Raw genomic sequence first — 17019 nt, 5'->3', positions numbered from 1 at the left:
ACGGATGACAGCCGTAAATCAAACCATTTCCAAAGTCGTAAACGGAAAACGCGTCATTACGAAAAAACCTGAACTCCTTGCTCCGGCAGGAAACCTTGAAAAATTAAAAATTGCCGTTCATTACGGAGCGGACGCGGTTTTTATCGGAGGACAGGAATACGGACTCCGCTCAAATGCGGATAACTTCTCAATAGAAGAAATCGCAGAGGGCGTAGAATTTGCCAAAAAATACGGGGCAAAAATATATGTGACAACAAACATTTTCGCCCATAATGAAAATATGGACGGTCTGGAAGAATACTTAAAAGCGTTGGGAGACGCAAAAGTTGCCGGAATTATCGTCGCTGATCCGCTGATTATTGAAACATGCCGGAGAGTGGCCCCGGACGTAGAAATTCACCTCAGCACACAGCAGTCCCTTTCCAACTGGAAAGCGGTGCAGTTCTGGAAAGAAGAAGGGCTTGACCGCGTGGTGCTTGCCCGTGAAACGAGCGGACTGGAAATTAAAGAAATGAAGGAAAAGGTGGACATTGAAATCGAAACCTTTATCCACGGCGCCATGTGTATCGCTTATTCAGGACGATGCGTGCTGAGCAATCACATGACAGCCCGGGATTCCAACCGCGGCGGCTGCTGTCAGTCCTGCCGCTGGGATTATGACCTGTATCAGACAGACGGTGCAAACGCGGTCGCGCTTTATGACGAAGAAGACGCTCCGTTTGCGATGAGCCCGAAAGATTTAAAATTGATTGAATCCATTCCGCAAATGATTGAGATGGGTATCGACAGCCTGAAAATTGAAGGCCGGATGAAATCGATTCATTACGTTGCGACGGTTGTCAGCGTGTATCGCAAAGTCATCGACGCATACTGCGCTGATCCTGAAAACTTTGTCATTCAAAAAGAATGGCTGGATGAGCTGGACAAATGTGCAAACCGGGATACCGCGCCTGCTTTCTTTGAAGGCACGCCCGGGTATGAAGAGCAGATGTTCGGCGAACACGGAAAGAAAACAACATTTGATTTTGCCGGTCTCGTGCTCGCGTATGACGAGGAAACTCAAATGGTGACGCTCCAGCAGCGCAATTTCTTTAAACAAGGTGACGAAGTGGAATTTTTCGGTCCTGAAATCGACAATTTCACATTCACAATCGGCACTATTTGGGACGAAGACGGAAACGAGCTTGATGCTGCCCGCCATCCCCTGCAAATCGTTAGATTTAAAGTAGACAAAAAGATTTATCCGAGCAACATGATGAGAAAGGGGAAGTAATCACCAATGGGTAAGAGTCCTGTAGTTATAGGCATCGCAGGAGGTTCCGGATCAGGAAAAACAAGCGTCACCCGTTCCATCTATGAACAGTTTAAAGGACACTCGATTTTAATGATCCAGCAAGACCTTTATTATAAAGACCAAAGCCATCTTCCGTTTGAAGAAAGGCTGAACACAAACTATGATCACCCGCTCGCATTTGATAATGACTATTTAATCGAGCATATTCAAGAGCTTTTGAATTACCGGCCGATAGAAAAGCCGATTTATGATTATAAACTGCATACGCGTTCTGAGGAAACCATTCCGGTTGAGCCGAAGGATGTCATTATTCTGGAAGGCATTCTCGTTCTCGAAGATAAAAGACTTCGCGACCTCATGGATATGAAACTTTATGTCGACACGGACGCGGATCTCCGTATCATCAGACGGATTATGAGAGATATTAACGAAAGAGGCCGTTCAATCGATTCTGTCATTGAGCAGTATGTGTCCGTCGTCAGACCGATGCACAATCAGTTTGTTGAACCGACGAAACGCTACGCGGACATCATTATTCCGGAAGGCGGACAAAACCACGTCGCAATTGATCTGATGGTCACGAAGATTCAAACGATCCTTGAACAAAATGCAATTTTGTAATACCATAGCATAGACATAAATAACTCAGACCATATTATGTATAGGCTGGAAGGGAATGAGACAGTTCCCTTCTTTCCCTGTTTATAAACCGAAACATTTGCAGAAAACACACATTCAGTTTAAGATAAACAGTACCTATATGGGAGAGAAGAACGAGGACTGCCCTGTGTTCTCATTCTTGATTTTTTCGTTTATGCTCTCATACATAATCACACGTTATTGTTGAGGGACAACCACCAAGGAGTGAAGGAACATGGCACAAGAAAAAGTTTTTCCGATGACTCACGAAGGAAAACAAAAACTTGAACAAGAATTAGAGCAATTGAAAACGGTTAAACGTAAAGAAGTAGTAGAGCGCATTAAAATCGCAAGAAGCTTCGGAGATCTGTCAGAGAACTCTGAGTATGATTCCGCAAAAGAAGAACAGGCATTTGTGGAAGGGCGCATCACGACGCTTGAAAACATGATCCGCAATGCGAAAATCATCGAGGACGACGGCGGTTCAAATGTAGTCGGTTTGGGAAAAACCGTATCATTCATCGAATTGCCCGACGGTGAAGAAGAATCTTACACGATTGTCGGAAGCGCTGAAGCTGATCCGTTTGAAGGAAAAATCTCAAACGACTCGCCAATCGCAAAAAGCCTGCTCGGCAGAAAAGTGGACGAAGAAGTGACAGTTCAGACGCCGGGCGGAGAAATGCTCGTGAAAATTGTGAAAATTTCATAAGATCCGTTTAACAATGAAACACCTCGTCCAAAATGTGGATGAGGTGTTTTTTATGATCGTATCAAAAAGGCTGAAAACGGCCGTGATTTGTTTTCTGCTCGTGTTTTTCTTTCTGCTTGCAAGGCTGGCTGAAATTCAGCTGTTTTTTACAGAATCTTTTTCAAAATCCAATATTAATCTGATTCAGGAAAGCGTCAAGCAGCGGACGGAAGAAGTCCTTATTTCAGACGGCCGCGGCTCTTTTCTTGATCGGAACGGCAAAGAACTGACCGGAAAAAAGCAGCCTGCCGTCATACTGTTTCCCTTTCTCGTGACGCAGGATTGGCCGGTTGACCGGGTATCAGACATTCTCGGAATGAAACAGGGGGAGCTCAGGCAGCTGCTGACGGAAGCAAAAAAACCGGTGATCCTGAACAGCAGAAAAATAAAACATTTGACGAAACAATCCGTGGCAAATATCAATTCTTTGAAATATCCCGGCATTTACGGCGTATATATGAAAGACAGCAAAGAAACAAACATAGCCGCTCATCTGTTGGGCGCGACAAACCAGGACCCTGAGCTTTTGAAAAAGAAATACCCCGGCAGGAAGGAACTGCCGATCACGGCAAAAATCGGGACAAGCGGGATGGAGCGGACGTTTGATGAGTTTTTACTGGCGGATCAGGACACAAAACTTTTGTATCATGTCGACGGAAGGGGAAACCCTTTATTCGGAATGGACGTCAAATATACGGCTGAAGCAAACGCGTTTTATCCGCTGCAAGTCAAAACCTCCATCGACCGCAATATTCAAAAAGCAATGGAAGATGTATTGAAAGACCGCGGGTTAAAAAAGGGGGGAGCCGTCCTTTTAGACATTGAAAAAAGCAGTGTGCTCGGAATGGTATCAAAGCCTGACGCCGACATGTCAAAGCAGCAGACACTGCAAAATTACATGCTGACGCCGATTTATCCGGGATCAGTGTTTAAAACGGTGATCGCCGCAGCCGCAATAGAACAAAACGAAGTGAAGCCGGGCACATCCTTTAACTGCAATCTCAACCTGTACGGAGAGCCGGGGGATGACAAAGGCACGCTCAGTTTTGGAGAAAGCTTTGCCCAAAGCTGCAATTATACGTTTACAAGTCTTGCGGAAAAATTGATCAAAAAAGATGATTCCGTTATTGAAAACATGGCGGAGAAACTAGGTCTCACACAGCGGGCGGGCTGGGAAGGCAAGCTGTACCGGGAAGACGGATTCAGGCAGCTGTATAATGAAAAAAGCGGGGTCATTTGGGGAGATGACAAAGACAAAACCGTAAAAAAAGCCGTCGCACAGACGGCGATCGGGCAAAAAAACGTGAAAGTCACGCCTCTTGAAGTCGCCAATATGATGGCGGCGATCGCGCGCGGCGGTGAGAAAAAACAAGTCAAAATCGCGGACAAAATTGAATACAAAAACAAAACGACGATGGCGTCATTCAAAGATCAGCCGTTAAAAGGGGAAAACATCGACAAATATACGGCGCAGCAGCTTCAAAAAATTCTCAGAGAAGTCGTCACCTCACCGAAAGGAACCGGCCGAAGGTTTCAGGATCTGCCGTATGAGATAGCAGGCAAATCGGGAACGGCCCAGACGGGAATGTTCACAAAAGAAAAACAGACGCTTTACCACAAATGGTTTGCGGGATACTTTCCCGCGGACAAGCCGAAATACGCTCTCGTGGTGCTGCACATGGACACGCCGGGGGATAAGGCTCTGACAAATACAGTGTTTTATGATATTGTTAAAAAGGTACATGAAAATGAAACAAATCAGACATAGAACAACCGCTCAGCCCATGTTAAAATATATGCTGAGCAAGAGGGATAAAGGAGTGCAGAATGATTGAGCAATAAACAATCTCGTTTTGAAAACCGTGATAAGCGCAGAAAAGCAAATATGGTGCTTAACATTTTAATTGCTATCGTATCTATTCTTATTGTCGTCGTTGCAGTCAGCCTCTTCATCAACAGTCCGTCGAGCGACGTGAGCGAAAAAGCGGACACGAGCCAGAAGCAGGAAACACCTGCATCAGGCAAGACGAAGCAGACATCGGATGAAGACATAAAAGACAGCAAAAAAGATACGGCATCAGACGATGACAAAAAAGATAAACAGGATAAGGACACATCTGATTCATCTTCAGACTCTGACAGCAAAAAAGACGATGATTCATCGAAAAGTGATGACAGCAGCAAAAAAGACTCTGATTCAAGCGATCCTTTTAAAGGCGCAAAAATAACAGAGGGCGGCTCATCAAGCGATGTTGAGAAAACAATTGTTAACCCAAAATGGAAAGCGGTCGGAACAAAGCAGACGGGAGAACATGCGGCGACGTATGACTCAAGCTCTGAAGACTGGTCCGAAATGCTTGACGCCATCTCTTACGCAACAGGCGTGTCAAAAGATCACATGACAGTGCTGTGGCTCGGAAACAATGGAAGCCCGCAAGATGCGAAGGGTAAAGTTTTAGACAAAACGAACGGCAAAAAGTATCAGGTCACCATCACTTGGAAAGACAAAAAAGGCTGGAAGCCGACAAAAGTAGAAACGTTAAAATAACCGCAAAAAAGCAGCTGATTATTCAGCTGCTTTTTTCTGTCATACGTCAGCTGAAAAATGCACCGACGCGCTGTAAAGGATTCTGCCGTCAACGGCCGTCACCTGATGGGATACAGAACGGACGCGAAGCATAATCGCCTGGTTGTTTTCAACCTGAACGTTTATTTTCTTTTCAAGCTCCTGCAAAGATGCCGCTTCGAAAAATTCTACTTTATCTTTGATTAAATCCAATTGAAAATTCATCAGTACAGATCCTCCTGATTTTTCTTCTGAGTCAATGAAAGTATAAGCCTTTCTGCCGTAATTGCGCAATAATCCCAAAGTATTTTAGTACCCTTCCATTCTTTTTTGTGATAGGATAGGAACTGTTCCACGATTAATCCATACTATACTCATAGGAATTATAAATTATGGAGAGTGAAAAATATGGGCCGTGAATTTATTCCATTATTTGAAGATTGGGCAGCGACTTATGATGCCACAGTGCACGGGGCAGACAAACAATACGCTGATGTTTTTAAAGGGTATGACAATATTCTTGACAGCATCGTCGCACTTTCGGGTTCTAACGTTTTAGAGTTCGGACCGGGCACAGGGAATTTAACGGCGAAATTAGCCGCCGCGAACAAAAAGGTGTTTGGTGTAGAACCGTCTCCGTCAATGAGAAAACTGGCGGCTGACAAGCTTTCTGACAAAGCCGTGTTCAGTGACGGAGATTTTCTGGAGTTTCCCGCTCCGCCTTTTCAAATAGATACCATCGTCAGCTCGTACGCCTTTCATCATTTAACCGATGAAGAAAAGCAAGCGGCTGTAAAGCAATATGGCACAATCCTTCAGAAGCATGATAAAATAGTGTTTGCCGATACCGTCTTTAAAGATCATGAAGCTTATGATGAAACAATTAAAAAAGCAATCCGAAACGGCTATCATCAATTAGCGGACGATTTAAAGACGGAACATTATCCGACACTCGGGACAATGAAAAACATCTTTTCAGAAGAGGGATTTGCCGCGCGGTTTACGCAGCAAAATGACTTTGTCTGGATAATGGAGGCGATTAAACGGTAAATCGAAGGGATTGTGTATAAATGAAACTGGCAGTCATCGGAGCAATGGAAGAGGAAGTTACGATTTTAAGAAGCAAACTGAAAGACGCAAAACAAGAGATGATCGCTCACTGTGAGTTTACGACGGGCAGCTATGAAGGCGTCGAAGTTATCTTGCTGAAATCGGGGATCGGAAAAGTCAACGCCGCGATCAGCACGACGCTTCTGCTTGACCGTTTCAAACCTGATTATGTGATTAACACAGGCTCAGCGGGCGGTTTTCATCATACATTGAATGTAGGCGACGTCGTCATCTCAACAGATGTCCGCCATCATGACGTGGATGTGACGGCGTTTGACTATGAATACGGACAGGTGCCGGGTCTTCCGGCAGCATACAAAGCTGATGAAAAGCTGATCAGTATTACTGAGGAAGCGGTTTCTGAACTGAACGGCATTCAAGTCGCCAAAGGCACAATCGCTACGGGAGATTCTTTTATGAATGATCCGAAGCGGGTTGAAGACGTACGCGCCAAATTTGCGGATTTGTACGCGGTTGAAATGGAAGCTGCGGCTGTCGCACAGGTGTGCCACCAGTTCAAAACGCCTTTTGTTGTCATCAGAGCTTTATCTGATATTGCCGGAAAAGAATCTGACGTTTCATTTGATAAATTTTTAGAACAGGCTGCCGTTCATTCAACTGAGCTTGTCCTGAATGTCATCAAACGAATTCACTAAGCGGGGGATTCTCGTTCTCCTCCGCTTTTCCAGGAGGAGGACATATATTGAACGTGATAACAGATATTACAGAACTGATCGGAAATACACCGCTGCTCCGTCTCAAGCATTTTGATATACCGGAGGGAACAGCGGTTTATGCTAAACTTGAGATGATGAATCCGGGCGGAAGCATTAAAGACAGGCTGGGCGGAATGCTCATTGAAGATGCGCTACGCACGGGAAAGGTGAAACCGGGCGGTGTTATCATCGAAGCGACTGCCGGAAACACCGGGATCGGACTCGCTCTGTGCGCCAGAAAGCATCAGCTTCGCGCCGTTTTTTGCGTCCCGGAGCATTTCAGCAGAGAAAAGCAGCAAATTATGAAAGCTCTCGGAGCGGACATCGTGCATACGCCGAGAGAAGAAGGTATGCAGGGAGCCATTCGAAAAGCGCTTGAACTGGAGAGAGAGATTAATAATTCTTATGCCGTTCTGCAATTTAAAAACCGAGTAAATCCATTGACTTACTATAAAACGATCGGACCTGAAATATGGAACGCGCTCGGCGGGGATATCCACACCTTTGTCGCAGGAGCGGGTTCCGGCGGCACCTTTGCCGGTACGGCAGCTTATTTAAAGGAGAAAAATCCTGCCGTCAAAACGGTGATCGTTGAACCGGAAGGCTCGATCCTGAACGGAGGAGAGCCGCATGCCCATAAAACGGAAGGCATCGGCATGGAGTTTATCCCTGATTATATGGACGAGAACCATTTTGACGCCATTTACACAGTGGAAGACGATACGGCGTTTTCGCTTGTCAGAGAAGCGGCCGAGAAAGAAGGCCTCTTAATCGGAAGCTCTTCAGGGGCGGCTCTTTATGCAGCGCTTGAAGAAGCGAAAAAAGCGCCCGCCGGATCAAATATCGTCACTATTTTCCCTGACGGCAGCGATCGATATATAAGCAAAAACATTTTTCAAGGAGGTCAGTAAGATGAAGAAAAAAACGCTGATGGTGCACGGAGGAATTACGGGAGATGAAAAAACAGGAGCGGTTTCCGTACCGATTTATCAAGTAAGCACGTACCGGCAGCCGAAAGCGGGCGAGCATACGGGTTATGAATATTCAAGAACGGCCAATCCGACGCGGACGGCGCTTGAAAGCTTAATTGCGGAGCTTGAAGGCGGCGCGGCGGGATATGCGTTCGGCTCAGGCATGGCTGCGATTACTGCCGTCATGATGCTGTTTGACAGCGGCGATCATGTTATTTTGACGGATGATGTATACGGCGGCACTTACCGGGTGATGACAGGTGTGCTGAACCGCTTCGGTATTGAAGCGGACTTTGTTGATACGAGCAGTGAAGAAAAAGTCAAAAAGGCCATTCGCCCGAATACGAAAGCCATTTATATCGAAACACCGACAAACCCGCTATTGAAAGTGACTGACCTCAAACTGATGTCTGACATCGCAAAAGAAGCGGGCGTATTGCTTATCGTCGATAATACGTTTTACACGCCGTATTTCCAGCAGCCGCTCAGCTTCGGCGCGGACATCGTGCTGCACAGCGCGACAAAATATCTCGGCGGCCACAGCGATGTCGTCGGCGGCTTAGTCGTCACGGCTGATAAAGAGCTCGGTGAAAAGCTTCATTATGTGCAAAACTCAACAGGCGGCGTTTTAGGACCGCAGGATTCATGGCTTTTAATGAGAGGCATTAAAACACTGGGACTCAGAATGGATGCCATCAATCACAGCGCCGGGAAAATCGCCGAGCTGCTTGAAGCGCATGATGCCGTTCAGACGCTCTACTATCCGGGATCAGCGAAACATCCGGGCCATGAGCTGACAAAAGCGCAAAGCTCCGGTTTCGGCGGAATGATTTCCTTTGATATCGGCAGCAGTGAACGCGTCGACGCGTTTTTAGAAAAATTGAACCTGTTTACAATCGCGGAAAGCTTAGGAGCGGTTGAAAGCTTAATCTCCGTGCCGTCCAGAATGACGCACGCTTCGATCCCGCGCGACCGCCGTCTTGCGCTTGGCATTACCGACGGGCTCGTACGGATCTCAGTCGGTATTGAGGATACTGAGGATTTAACGGCGGATGTGAAACAGGCGCTTGATTCACTTTTATAAAGAATGGATAGATTTACATTCTCTGTCGGCTGTCAGCTTGTATTATAATGTTGGTAGACTATAAAACTGGCAGGTGACCTTATATGGAGAAGAAAAGACTGAAATCATTAATAGAAGATTTTAAGCATTACGCATTTATTCTGCTTGCAGTCAGCACCTTCATTTATATTGGCGCGGTTCTTCCCGGACAAGGGCTGACTGCGGGCCAGAAAATGCTGATGTTTGTAACGGATTGTGCATTTTTAGCGGGCGCTTATTTCTGCGTTGACCGTTCACTTATTTATAAAAAGAGGCTGGAAGAGGCCGAAGAATAAAAAAAAGCCATTGTCTTTTGACAATGGCTTTTTCATTTCTTATTCAGAAGGGGTTTCGCGTAATTCTTTTCCCATTCCTTTTAAAAACTGCAGCCCGAAGCCGAGCGCGCGGTTAATATCAGGATCACCGACGGCTTTCATCAGTTCAAACATACTGACTTTCCTGTCCTCTTTTAAAAATCTTTGCGCCTGATCCGTCCCGGCCATGGCGCTTTCTAAAAGTCTGCCCATAAATTCGGGATCAGCTTTTGACAGCGCGCCTCCCGCGGCCATCATCGTATTCAGGAGATTGGTGACAGGTTCCCGGGAAATCTGTCCGAGTGCGATTTTGGCAATCTCCTCTTTTGCCTGGAGCATATAGCCGGCGGCATCAAAAATGCCCAAGCCATTCAGCTCTGCCATAATGGACATCGTTTTCGCGACGGCTTCTTCATTTTCTGCGAGAAGCGTCTTCAGTTCTTCCAGTTTTTCAGCTTTCAGCTGTTCCTCTGTTTTCGTTTCTTTTTGAATTTCAGTAATTGGGCTTGCCATTATGTTTCCTCCTTTCCTTAATCAGTTAGGTGCACATAGCCCGGACGGTTCCATTTTCGCTGAGCTTCCACACCGTTTTGCGGATGACGTTTTTTGTTCCGCGGATTCGTTTTCGGAAGCGGCGGTGTATCACAGGAACCGAGCACTTCCATGCGGACTTTTGTCTGTTTATAGGCAGGTGTATGTGTCCGTGAATCATACGCAGGCCCGGTCAGGAAATTAATCGCAGAATCTTTATCTGTAGAGTTCATCGGCAGATAAAGCTCATTTGCGCGGACACGGTCTGTCACAAGCGCATTCAATTTAACCGCCCCAAAAGGAGAGACGAGCCGGATCATTGTTCCGTCGCAAATTCCGCGTTCAGCCGCGAGCTCCGGCGATACTTCAACAAATACATCCGGCACTTTAGACTGAATGCCCTTCGATTTGTTTGTCATGTTTCCTTCGTGGAAATGTTCAAGCATCCGTCCGTTGTTAATATGCAGGTCATATTCTTCAGGGAATACGGCAGGCTCCACCCAATCGCTCAGCGCAAAACGGGCTTTTTTGTCCGGGAAGTTAAAGCCGTCTTCATAAAGAAGCGGAGTGCTCTCTCCCGTAAAGCTTCCCCACAGGAAGCTGTTCCAGCCGCTAAGAACGTCGTAGCTTGCTTTTCCGAACAGAGGAGAAAGGCTCGCCATTTCTGAGAAAATGTCGCTTGGATGCGTGTAATTCCAATCAGCGCCTAAACGATTGGCAACCTCCTGAATAATCCACCAGTCGGGTTTGGCATCGCCGAGTGTCGGAAGCGCCTGATACAATCTTTGTACACGACGCTCTGTGTTTGTAAATGTTCCGTCTTTTTCAAGAGATGGAACCGCAGGCAGGATGACATCCGCGTATTGCGCCGTTCTTGAAAGGAAAATATCCTGTACAACAAAGAAATCAAGGCTGGATAAAATGTCATGAACATGGTTGGCGTTTGAATCGACGAGCGCCATATCTTCACCGACGAGATACATGGCTTTCATGTTTCCTTCTTCAATCGCATGGAGCATTTCAATATTATCAAGACCCGGCTTGCCGTCAATTTCAACACCGTAAGCTTTTTCGAATTTAGCGCGTGCCGCATCATCGGTAATATGCTGATACCCCGGAAGCCAGCCTGGAAGAGTTCCCATATCGCAAGCGCCTTGAACGTTGTTATGTCCCCGCAGCGGATAAGCTCCGGCGCCCGGACGGCGGTAGTTTCCTGTGGCAAGCAGCAGGTTGGAAATCGCCGCTGATGTATCAGAGCCGCCTGTATTCTGGGTAACGCCCATGCCCCAAAGAACACAAGTGCCGTCTGCATCACGAATCATTTCGGCAATGCGGATGATCGTATCCTGAGAAAGTCCGGTGATGCGCTCCGCATATTCTAATGTATACTTTTTCAGCGTTTCTTTATAATCTTCAAAGTAGTTGACATTCTCATCAATAAACGCTTGATCGTGCCAGCCTTGGTCAATCATATATTTTGTCACTGCCATGAGCCAGACTTGGTCAGTCCCTTGTTTCGGGCTGATAAAGAGGTCGGACCGTTCAGCCATTTCATTTCTGCGCAGATCGGCAACAATTAATTTTTGTCCGTGCAGCTTATGGGCGCGTTTCACGCGTGTGGCCAGAACCGGATGTCCTTCCGCCGGATTGGCGCCGACGATAAGCACGAGGCCCGCTTTTGCGATATCTTTAATTGTGCCGGCATCACCGCCCATACCGACTGTGCGGAATAAGCCGTCCGTTGCCGGTGACTGGCAGTAGCGTGAACAGTTATCCACGTTGTTGGTTTCAAATACTTGACGCGCTAATTTTTGAATAACGTAGTTGTCTTCATTCGTAATTTTAGAAGAAGAAATAAAGCCGACAGAACCATTTCCGTGTTCGGCCTTGATCGAACCGAGTCTTGAAGCGACAAGATCAAGAGCTTCTTCCCATGACGATTCAACAAATGCGCCGTTTTTCCGGATAAGCGGTTTTGTAATCCGTTCTTCCGAATTTACGAAGTCCCAGCCGAATTTCCCTTTCACACAAGTGGAAATCGCGTTAACCGGAGCATCGGAAACAGGCTGAATTTTAAGGATGTCACGGCCTTTTGTCCATACTTCAAAAGAGCATCCGACGCCGCAGAACGTGCAGACTGTTTTTGTTTTTTTCGTCCGTTTATCGCGCATAGCCGCTTCCACTTCTGACACGGCGAAGATGCTTGTATAGTCGGGTTCAACATTTTTCACTAAATCAATCATCGGTTCCATGACATCTTCTTTTATTCCTGTCATAAATCCGGCTTGGCCAAGCATTGATTTTTCCATCAGTGCGTTACAAGGGCAGACAGTGACACATTGGCCGCAGCTGACGCAGGATGATTCATTAATGGCGACGCCTTCATCCCAAATGACCCGCGGGCGGTCGCGCTCCCAATCAATTGAAAGGGTCTCATTCACCTGAAGGTTTTGACACACTTCCACACATTGGCCGCAGGCAATGCATTGGTTCGGATCATAGCGGTAAAACGGGTGAGACATATCAACCGCGCACTTTGAATCATCTTTCGGCGTATACGGATATTTCTGATGCTCAATTCCCATCATTTCCGCTGTATTATGCAGTGTGCAGTTGCCGTTGTTGTTATCGCATACCGTACAGTAAAGCAGGTGATTCTCGAGCAGGCGGTCCATGGCCTCTGTCTGAGCCTCTTTTACCCTTCCCGACGTAAGCGAGATGGACATCCCGTTTTCTGCAGCCGTGGAACAAGAGCGCTGCAATTTCCCGTTTACTTCAACAATACAGGTGTCACATGTTTGAATCGGATCTACTTCCGGTACATGGCATATTTGCGGAATCTCAATTCCGTTTTGATTTAAAATATCTAAAATCTTAGACCCCTCTGGTGCTTCATACTCCGTGCCGTCAATTTTGACACGGATAGACTGAACGTCTGTCACTTCCAATTCCCCTCCATCTTTTAAACTCGAAAAAAAGCCATGCACATAGATACCGGCCTCCTGTCCGGAGAACGGTATAAATACGCATGGCGGAATAGTTCACTAGCAAGTCTTACTAACAGACCAATCCTATTTGTATAAAACGATAGACTCATAACACGTTTCCTATTACAAATCCATCTTCACTGCTTTTATTATAAGGTGATATTTATTATAATACAATACGAAAGGAAAACTTTAACCAGGTGAAATGTCACAAAGGGGAACCGGGAATGTCTTTCATAGGCTAAAATCGGAGGGGACAATATGTCTAAAAAAATTCATGAATTTAACGATATTATCCGGAAATTGCGCAAAGAATTATTTGGAAAGGGGCCGGAACGAATTCACACCGTTTTTGTGGATAACATGGCGGTATCAACGCTTTACGGCAATCTAAGCGCAAGTGAGCAGTTTATCGCACGCACGCCTGAAGGAAGAGAAATGGTTCATGCGGCGCGGACCAGCTTAATTCAGGAACTGTATTCAAAACAAACGCCTGACGGAATGGAAGAGCTCATCGGAGCAAAGCTCGTGCATCTGTTTTCAGACATCAAGATCGAAGAGAATATTGCGGTGTCTGTATTTGTCTTTGACCGAACAATTGAAGAGCGCCGTGAAGAAATCAAAAGCTGAAAAAAATTCAATTGACACGAAATTGTCACATTTGATATGATATGAACTGCCTGCAGTGGCTTAAGGACGAATTTTATGGAATGTGTGCATGATCTGTACATTTTCTATAGCTGATATTTTCATTCTGCTTGATATTGTTGTATGGGTATGCATACAAGTTAGGCAGCATTCAAACCCGTTTTAGACGGGCTGTTTGAATGCTGCCTTTTTTGTTAGGCGTCTTTGGAAACTGCGGGGCTGAAATGATAAATGGAGGGGTTATTATGGCTTTTCGTAAACCGGACGAAATAGCGGAGCTTGCGGTCGAATCAGGGGTAAAAAAGGTGCATTCACCGCTTTCAGCACTGATTGTATTAGGATTTTTGGGAGGAGCGTTTATCGCACTCGGTTATTTGCTTGATATCCGTGTCATCGGCGACCTTCCGAAAGAATGGGGAAGCCTGTCGAGTTTAATCGGGGCGTCCGTGTTTCCCATCGGATTGGTGCTCGTCGTTCTTGCCGGCGCGGAGCTGATTACGGGTAATATGATGTCGGTATCTATGGCGCTTTTTTCCAGAAGAATATCCGCCGGTGCATTAGTGAAAAATTGGGTGATCGTGACGTTGATGAATCTTGTCGGCGCACTGTTTGTCGCTTACTTTTTCGGACATGTTGTCGGATTAACCGAAACAGGACCTTACTTGGAAAAAACGATTGCGGTCGCACAAGGCAAATTGGATATGCCGTTTGGAAAAGTTATTGTTTCGGCGATCGGCTGTAACTGGCTTGTCTGTTTGGCCGTCTGGCTTTCTTTCGGCGCAGAAGACGGTGCCGGAAAAATCGCGGGTATATGGTTTCCGATTATGGCGTTTGTCGCGATTGGTTTTCAGCACGTTGTAGCCAATATGTTTATCATCCCGGCTGCGATTTTTGCAGGTTCTTTTTCGTGGGGTGATCTGATTGGCAATCTCATTCCGGCCTTTATCGGGAATGTAATCGGCGGGGCAGTGTTTGTCGGCCTTATTTATTTTATTGCATATTCAAAAAAAGATCAGAAAAAGCAAGGGATGAAAAGAGTTTCCTGAGGTAAGAAAGATGCCGGAAAACACGGACAATTGAAGCGGAATGCCAGCACATTTTCCGTCCAAATCTTGAAAAAAATGTTTACAAAATGGAAGCTGATGGATATACTTACAAAGTAAGAAAAAAGCAAAGGGAGGTTGAATCACATGACGACGTTAAACGGCAATCAAAATTTACAATTGAACCGATTCAGCCTGTGGAAGAGTTCGTGTCCTTCCTTAACCTCTGCCCGTCAAGCACGTTAATTTCGGAGTATCAGGACATTCGCAGCTCCCCGCAGGGAAAGAAGCACGTCTTCTTTTGTCTGCGGATTTAGTCTGCCCGCAGCGCATATGAAGTTTGCTGCGGGTTATTTTCGCTTGTGCGGATATTGAAAGGGGGTGAGCGATAATGACCATTAATCTTTTCTTTTTAACACTGACCATTTCAAAGCGTTTTAAAAGTGCGGAAGAGTATGAACGAGAACAGCAGGTCGAAGAGTTTTATAATGAAGCGAAAGAACGCCAGCTGAAACACTTTTATATGAACTGAACGGACACGAAGGGCCAAAACGGAGGAGAAGGAGGAGATCATCATGTTCAGAATTGAACTGCTGAATCATTACACAATGGAGAAGGACCAGGTTTAGCGAGGATGTTGCTGTCACGTCGCAGACGGCCTGCATACCATGGTAAAGAAAGAAAAATTGGTAAGCGGGTGATAGCATGCAAGGCGGTCAGAACAGAATTCCATCCATCGGGCACGGGTATGCGTCAATGCCCCATTCATTTAAACACGGCTACGGCAACCCGTATCGCCGGCAGAGAATGGCGGCGCTTTCCCGGCAGACAAGATATATAGCACCGTATTATTGGTACTAGAGCAGGCGGAAAACCTACGTTTTCCGTCTTTTTTTTATGAAAACAAATATAAATTTCAAATAAATCGAAACGTTCATGAAGAGAAGTGCGTCTAGTTAGTACCTCATACTAATACGAGGTAATATTATTTCTGAATAATAAATCACAGGAATGGAAAAGCGGGTGTTATACAATGTTGCAACATACATCTTCAGCATTAAAACGAATGCGCGCGAAATACTTTGCTGCATCAGAACCGGCAGAGTCAGTCATTCAGCAAATCTTGATGGACATACAGGAATACGACCGCATTTTGGAAATCGGGACCGGAAACGGCTCAATGTTTAAACAAATCATCGGACAGCTTGAAAAGGGCAGTCTTAAAAGCATAGAAACATCGAAACGTAAAATACGGAAAACACAGCGCGCAAACCGTTCGGTTATAAAAGCCGGGCGCGGAAACATTCAGCAGGGGAGGCCTGAAAGCTTACCGTTCCGCGATCGCAGCTTTCATAAAGTTTTCTCATTACATACTGCTGAAACAGTCATCGATTACAGGACAGCATGTAAAGAAGTGTACCGCGTTCTTCAAATTGACGGGTGTTTCTATATGGTTTTGAAACCTTCGCGGATGAGTGAGAAGGATGTGATTGAGGTGCTCTATGATCAGCATTTCAGAGACATTTCAGTTGTCAGCAGAGATTCGTTCCATTTTATTACTGCCATTAAATAGAATATTTCTTGGGAAATAAAAAGAGCTGCTTAAGTCACTGCAGCTCTTTTTGTGAAATTGGGCATATTTCCTTATTTTTGGTTATTTCACATCTATTTTATATTAAAAAAAGTTTTTTTCTTATACAATGGTAATCAGATGACCGTACATTTTAAATATTTTGAACAAACGGAATGAATATTCATTCCGCATCTGGAAAGGGGGATGAAATGACAGCTTCAAACAAGGTTGAACTCATTATGAAAGCGTCGCTTACTTTGTTTACAGATAGAGGATTTGACGCAACGACGATTCCGATGATTGCCGCTCAGGCCGATGTCGGAACCGGCACAATCTACCGTTACTTTGACAGTAAAGAGACACTTGTGAACGTACTGTATCAGGAAAGTGCGCAGCGTTTTATGAAAAAAGTCAAAACGGACTTTCAGGGTATCTCTGTAAGAGAAGGGTTTCATCACCTGTTTTATTGTCTGATTGATTTTACGAAGGAAAGTGAGTATGCATTGTTTTTTCTTGAAACGAATAAGGACGCCTACTTTCTGAATGAAACGAGCCGTAAGCTTCTTGATGAAATAACACAGATGCTTGACGTCTTTTTTCAGCGCGGCAAGTCTGAAGGTGTGCTCCGCAATCTGCCGTCCAATGTGCTGATGGCGCTGCTGCTCGGGGCATATCTCAAACTCTATCAGCTTATCCGGACGGGAAGCGTCGAAATAACAAAACCGTTTCTGAAAGAATTGGAACAATGTTCTTGGGATGCCATCAGAACTCATTAAC

At 45.6% G+C, this 17019-nt stretch carries 19 protein-coding genes; 16 read left to right on the top strand and 3 right to left on the bottom strand.

The annotated features are described in order from the left end of the window. The first annotated feature begins 4 nt into the window (after window positions 1–4). The 5 genes from L3V45_RS12780 (at window position 5) to L3V45_RS12760 (ending at window position 5229) form a co-directional block, all read left to right on the top strand. The gene (locus L3V45_RS12780; protein ID WP_057080457.1) at window positions 5–1273 is read left to right on the top strand and encodes a peptidase U32 family protein; all 1269 of its coding nucleotides are present in this window, start codon (window positions 5–7) and stop codon (window positions 1271–1273) included. A gap of 6 nt (window positions 1274–1279) precedes the next feature. Next, window positions 1280–1915, top strand: a complete 636-nt coding sequence (gene udk / locus L3V45_RS12775) for a uridine kinase (RefSeq protein WP_003152763.1) — start codon at window positions 1280–1282, stop codon at window positions 1913–1915. A 253-nt stretch (window positions 1916–2168) separates the two neighbouring features. Continuing rightward, window positions 2169–2642 carry a transcription elongation factor GreA gene (gene greA, locus L3V45_RS12770; protein WP_003152766.1) on the top strand — a complete coding sequence of 158 codons (474 nt, stop codon included), beginning with the start codon at window positions 2169–2171 and terminating at the stop codon, window positions 2640–2642. A 52-nt stretch (window positions 2643–2694) separates the two neighbouring features. Then, window positions 2695–4449 (top strand): peptidoglycan D,D-transpeptidase FtsI family protein, encoded by a 1755-nt coding sequence (locus L3V45_RS12765; RefSeq protein WP_014305484.1) that lies wholly within the window; start codon window positions 2695–2697, stop codon window positions 4447–4449. A gap of 63 nt (window positions 4450–4512) precedes the next feature. Then, window positions 4513–5229 (top strand): YrrS family protein, encoded by a 717-nt coding sequence (locus L3V45_RS12760; protein ID WP_014305483.1) that lies wholly within the window; start codon window positions 4513–4515, stop codon window positions 5227–5229. 39 nt (window positions 5230–5268) lie between these two features. On the opposite strand, the gene L3V45_RS12755 is transcribed toward L3V45_RS12760, so the two are convergent. Continuing rightward, entirely contained in the window at window positions 5269–5472 is a 204-nt protein-coding gene (locus tag L3V45_RS12755; protein WP_014470751.1) for a YrzA family protein, read from the bottom strand. A 183-nt stretch (window positions 5473–5655) separates the two neighbouring features. On the opposite strand from L3V45_RS12755, the gene L3V45_RS12750 reads away from it, so the two are divergent. The 5 genes from L3V45_RS12750 (at window position 5656) to L3V45_RS12730 (ending at window position 9442) form a co-directional block, all read left to right on the top strand. Further along, window positions 5656–6297 (top strand): class I SAM-dependent methyltransferase, encoded by a 642-nt coding sequence (locus tag L3V45_RS12750; protein WP_003152772.1) that lies wholly within the window; start codon window positions 5656–5658, stop codon window positions 6295–6297. A gap of 20 nt (window positions 6298–6317) precedes the next feature. After that, complete coding sequence (gene mtnN, locus L3V45_RS12745) at window positions 6318–7013, top strand: 5'-methylthioadenosine/S-adenosylhomocysteine nucleosidase (RefSeq protein WP_003152774.1); 696 nt, start codon at window positions 6318–6320, stop codon at window positions 7011–7013. 47 nt (window positions 7014–7060) lie between these two features. Beyond that, entirely contained in the window at window positions 7061–7984 is a 924-nt protein-coding gene (locus L3V45_RS12740; protein WP_014305481.1) for an O-acetylserine dependent cystathionine beta-synthase, read from the top strand. A gap of 1 nt (window position 7985) precedes the next feature. Continuing rightward, entirely contained in the window at window positions 7986–9128 is a 1143-nt protein-coding gene (locus L3V45_RS12735) for a bifunctional cystathionine gamma-lyase/homocysteine desulfhydrase (protein WP_003152778.1), read from the top strand. An 83-nt stretch (window positions 9129–9211) separates the two neighbouring features. Continuing rightward, on the top strand, window positions 9212–9442 hold the full coding sequence (locus L3V45_RS12730; RefSeq protein ID WP_003152779.1) for a YrhC family protein: 231 nt from the start codon (window positions 9212–9214) through the stop codon (window positions 9440–9442). 39 nt (window positions 9443–9481) lie between these two features. On the opposite strand, the gene L3V45_RS12725 is transcribed toward L3V45_RS12730, so the two are convergent. Together L3V45_RS12725 and fdhF are read right to left on the bottom strand one after the other, a co-directional pair. Next, a complete protein-coding gene (locus tag L3V45_RS12725) occupies window positions 9482–9973 on the bottom strand; it encodes a helical membrane plugin domain-containing protein (RefSeq protein ID WP_003152780.1) in 492 nt (163 codons plus the stop codon). A 17-nt stretch (window positions 9974–9990) separates the two neighbouring features. Beyond that, window positions 9991–12933, bottom strand: a complete 2943-nt coding sequence (fdhF, locus tag L3V45_RS12720; RefSeq protein WP_094247929.1) for a formate dehydrogenase subunit alpha — start codon at window positions 12931–12933, stop codon at window positions 9991–9993. Window positions 12934–13239: 306 nt separating this feature from the next. On the opposite strand from fdhF, the gene L3V45_RS12715 reads away from it, so the two are divergent. The 6 genes from L3V45_RS12715 to L3V45_RS12690 all read left to right on the top strand — a co-directional run bounded on the left by L3V45_RS12715 (window position 13240) and on the right by L3V45_RS12690 (window position 17018). Next, entirely contained in the window at window positions 13240–13608 is a 369-nt protein-coding gene (locus L3V45_RS12715; RefSeq protein WP_003152783.1) for a Na-translocating system protein MpsC family protein, read from the top strand. Window positions 13609–13871: 263 nt separating this feature from the next. Beyond that, window positions 13872–14672 carry a formate/nitrite transporter family protein gene (locus L3V45_RS12710; RefSeq protein ID WP_007408225.1) on the top strand — a complete coding sequence of 267 codons (801 nt, stop codon included), beginning with the start codon at window positions 13872–13874 and terminating at the stop codon, window positions 14670–14672. Between the two features lie 388 nt (window positions 14673–15060). Next, a complete protein-coding gene (locus L3V45_RS12705; RefSeq protein ID WP_003152787.1) occupies window positions 15061–15201 on the top strand; it encodes a YrzI family small protein in 141 nt (46 codons plus the stop codon). A gap of 173 nt (window positions 15202–15374) precedes the next feature. After that, window positions 15375–15530, top strand: a complete 156-nt coding sequence (locus L3V45_RS12700) for a hypothetical protein (protein ID WP_007408227.1) — start codon at window positions 15375–15377, stop codon at window positions 15528–15530. A gap of 172 nt (window positions 15531–15702) precedes the next feature. Next, window positions 15703–16242: a class I SAM-dependent methyltransferase gene (locus L3V45_RS12695; protein WP_003152788.1), complete on the top strand. Its 540-nt coding sequence runs from the start codon at window positions 15703–15705 to the stop codon at window positions 16240–16242. A 209-nt stretch (window positions 16243–16451) separates the two neighbouring features. Then, entirely contained in the window at window positions 16452–17018 is a 567-nt protein-coding gene (locus L3V45_RS12690) for a TetR/AcrR family transcriptional regulator (RefSeq protein ID WP_003152789.1), read from the top strand. Window position 17019: the final 1 nt, after the last annotated feature.

The sequence above is a fragment of the Bacillus sp. R45 genome, from assembly GCF_021729365.1.
Classification (GTDB): Bacteria; Bacillota; Bacilli; order Bacillales; family Bacillaceae; genus Bacillus; species Bacillus velezensis.
Note: the sequence above shows the minus strand (reverse complement) of the source record. Positions and strands in the feature narration are given on the sequence as shown.

Excerpts from the sequence above, each read along its gene's own strand:
- greA (WP_003152766.1), top strand. The coding sequence starts at position 2,169 with ATGGCACAAGAAAAAGTTTTTCCGATGACTCACGAAGGAAAACAAAAA.
- L3V45_RS12750 (WP_003152772.1), top strand. The coding sequence starts at position 5,656 with ATGGGCCGTGAATTTATTCCATTATTTGAAGATTGGGCAGCGACTTAT.
- L3V45_RS12780 (WP_057080457.1), top strand. The coding sequence starts at position 5 with ATGACAGCCGTAAATCAAACCATTTCCAAAGTCGTAAACGGAAAACGC.
- L3V45_RS12710 (WP_007408225.1), top strand. The coding sequence starts at position 13,872 with ATGGCTTTTCGTAAACCGGACGAAATAGCGGAGCTTGCGGTCGAATCA.
- L3V45_RS12765 (WP_014305484.1), top strand. The coding sequence starts at position 2,695 with ATGATCGTATCAAAAAGGCTGAAAACGGCCGTGATTTGTTTTCTGCTC.
- L3V45_RS12700 (WP_007408227.1), top strand. The coding sequence starts at position 15,375 with ATGCAAGGCGGTCAGAACAGAATTCCATCCATCGGGCACGGGTATGCG.
- L3V45_RS12755 (WP_014470751.1), bottom strand. The coding sequence starts at position 5,472 with ATGAATTTTCAATTGGATTTAATCAAAGATAAAGTAGAATTTTTCGAA.
- L3V45_RS12715 (WP_003152783.1), top strand. The coding sequence starts at position 13,240 with ATGTCTAAAAAAATTCATGAATTTAACGATATTATCCGGAAATTGCGC.
- L3V45_RS12705 (WP_003152787.1), top strand. The coding sequence starts at position 15,061 with ATGACCATTAATCTTTTCTTTTTAACACTGACCATTTCAAAGCGTTTT.
- L3V45_RS12695 (WP_003152788.1), top strand. The coding sequence starts at position 15,703 with ATGTTGCAACATACATCTTCAGCATTAAAACGAATGCGCGCGAAATAC.
- L3V45_RS12730 (WP_003152779.1), top strand. The coding sequence starts at position 9,212 with ATGGAGAAGAAAAGACTGAAATCATTAATAGAAGATTTTAAGCATTAC.
- L3V45_RS12690 (WP_003152789.1), top strand. The coding sequence starts at position 16,452 with ATGACAGCTTCAAACAAGGTTGAACTCATTATGAAAGCGTCGCTTACT.
- L3V45_RS12735 (WP_003152778.1), top strand. The coding sequence starts at position 7,986 with ATGAAGAAAAAAACGCTGATGGTGCACGGAGGAATTACGGGAGATGAA.
- mtnN (WP_003152774.1), top strand. The coding sequence starts at position 6,318 with ATGAAACTGGCAGTCATCGGAGCAATGGAAGAGGAAGTTACGATTTTA.
- udk (WP_003152763.1), top strand. The coding sequence starts at position 1,280 with ATGGGTAAGAGTCCTGTAGTTATAGGCATCGCAGGAGGTTCCGGATCA.
- L3V45_RS12725 (WP_003152780.1), bottom strand. The coding sequence starts at position 9,973 with ATGGCAAGCCCAATTACTGAAATTCAAAAAGAAACGAAAACAGAGGAA.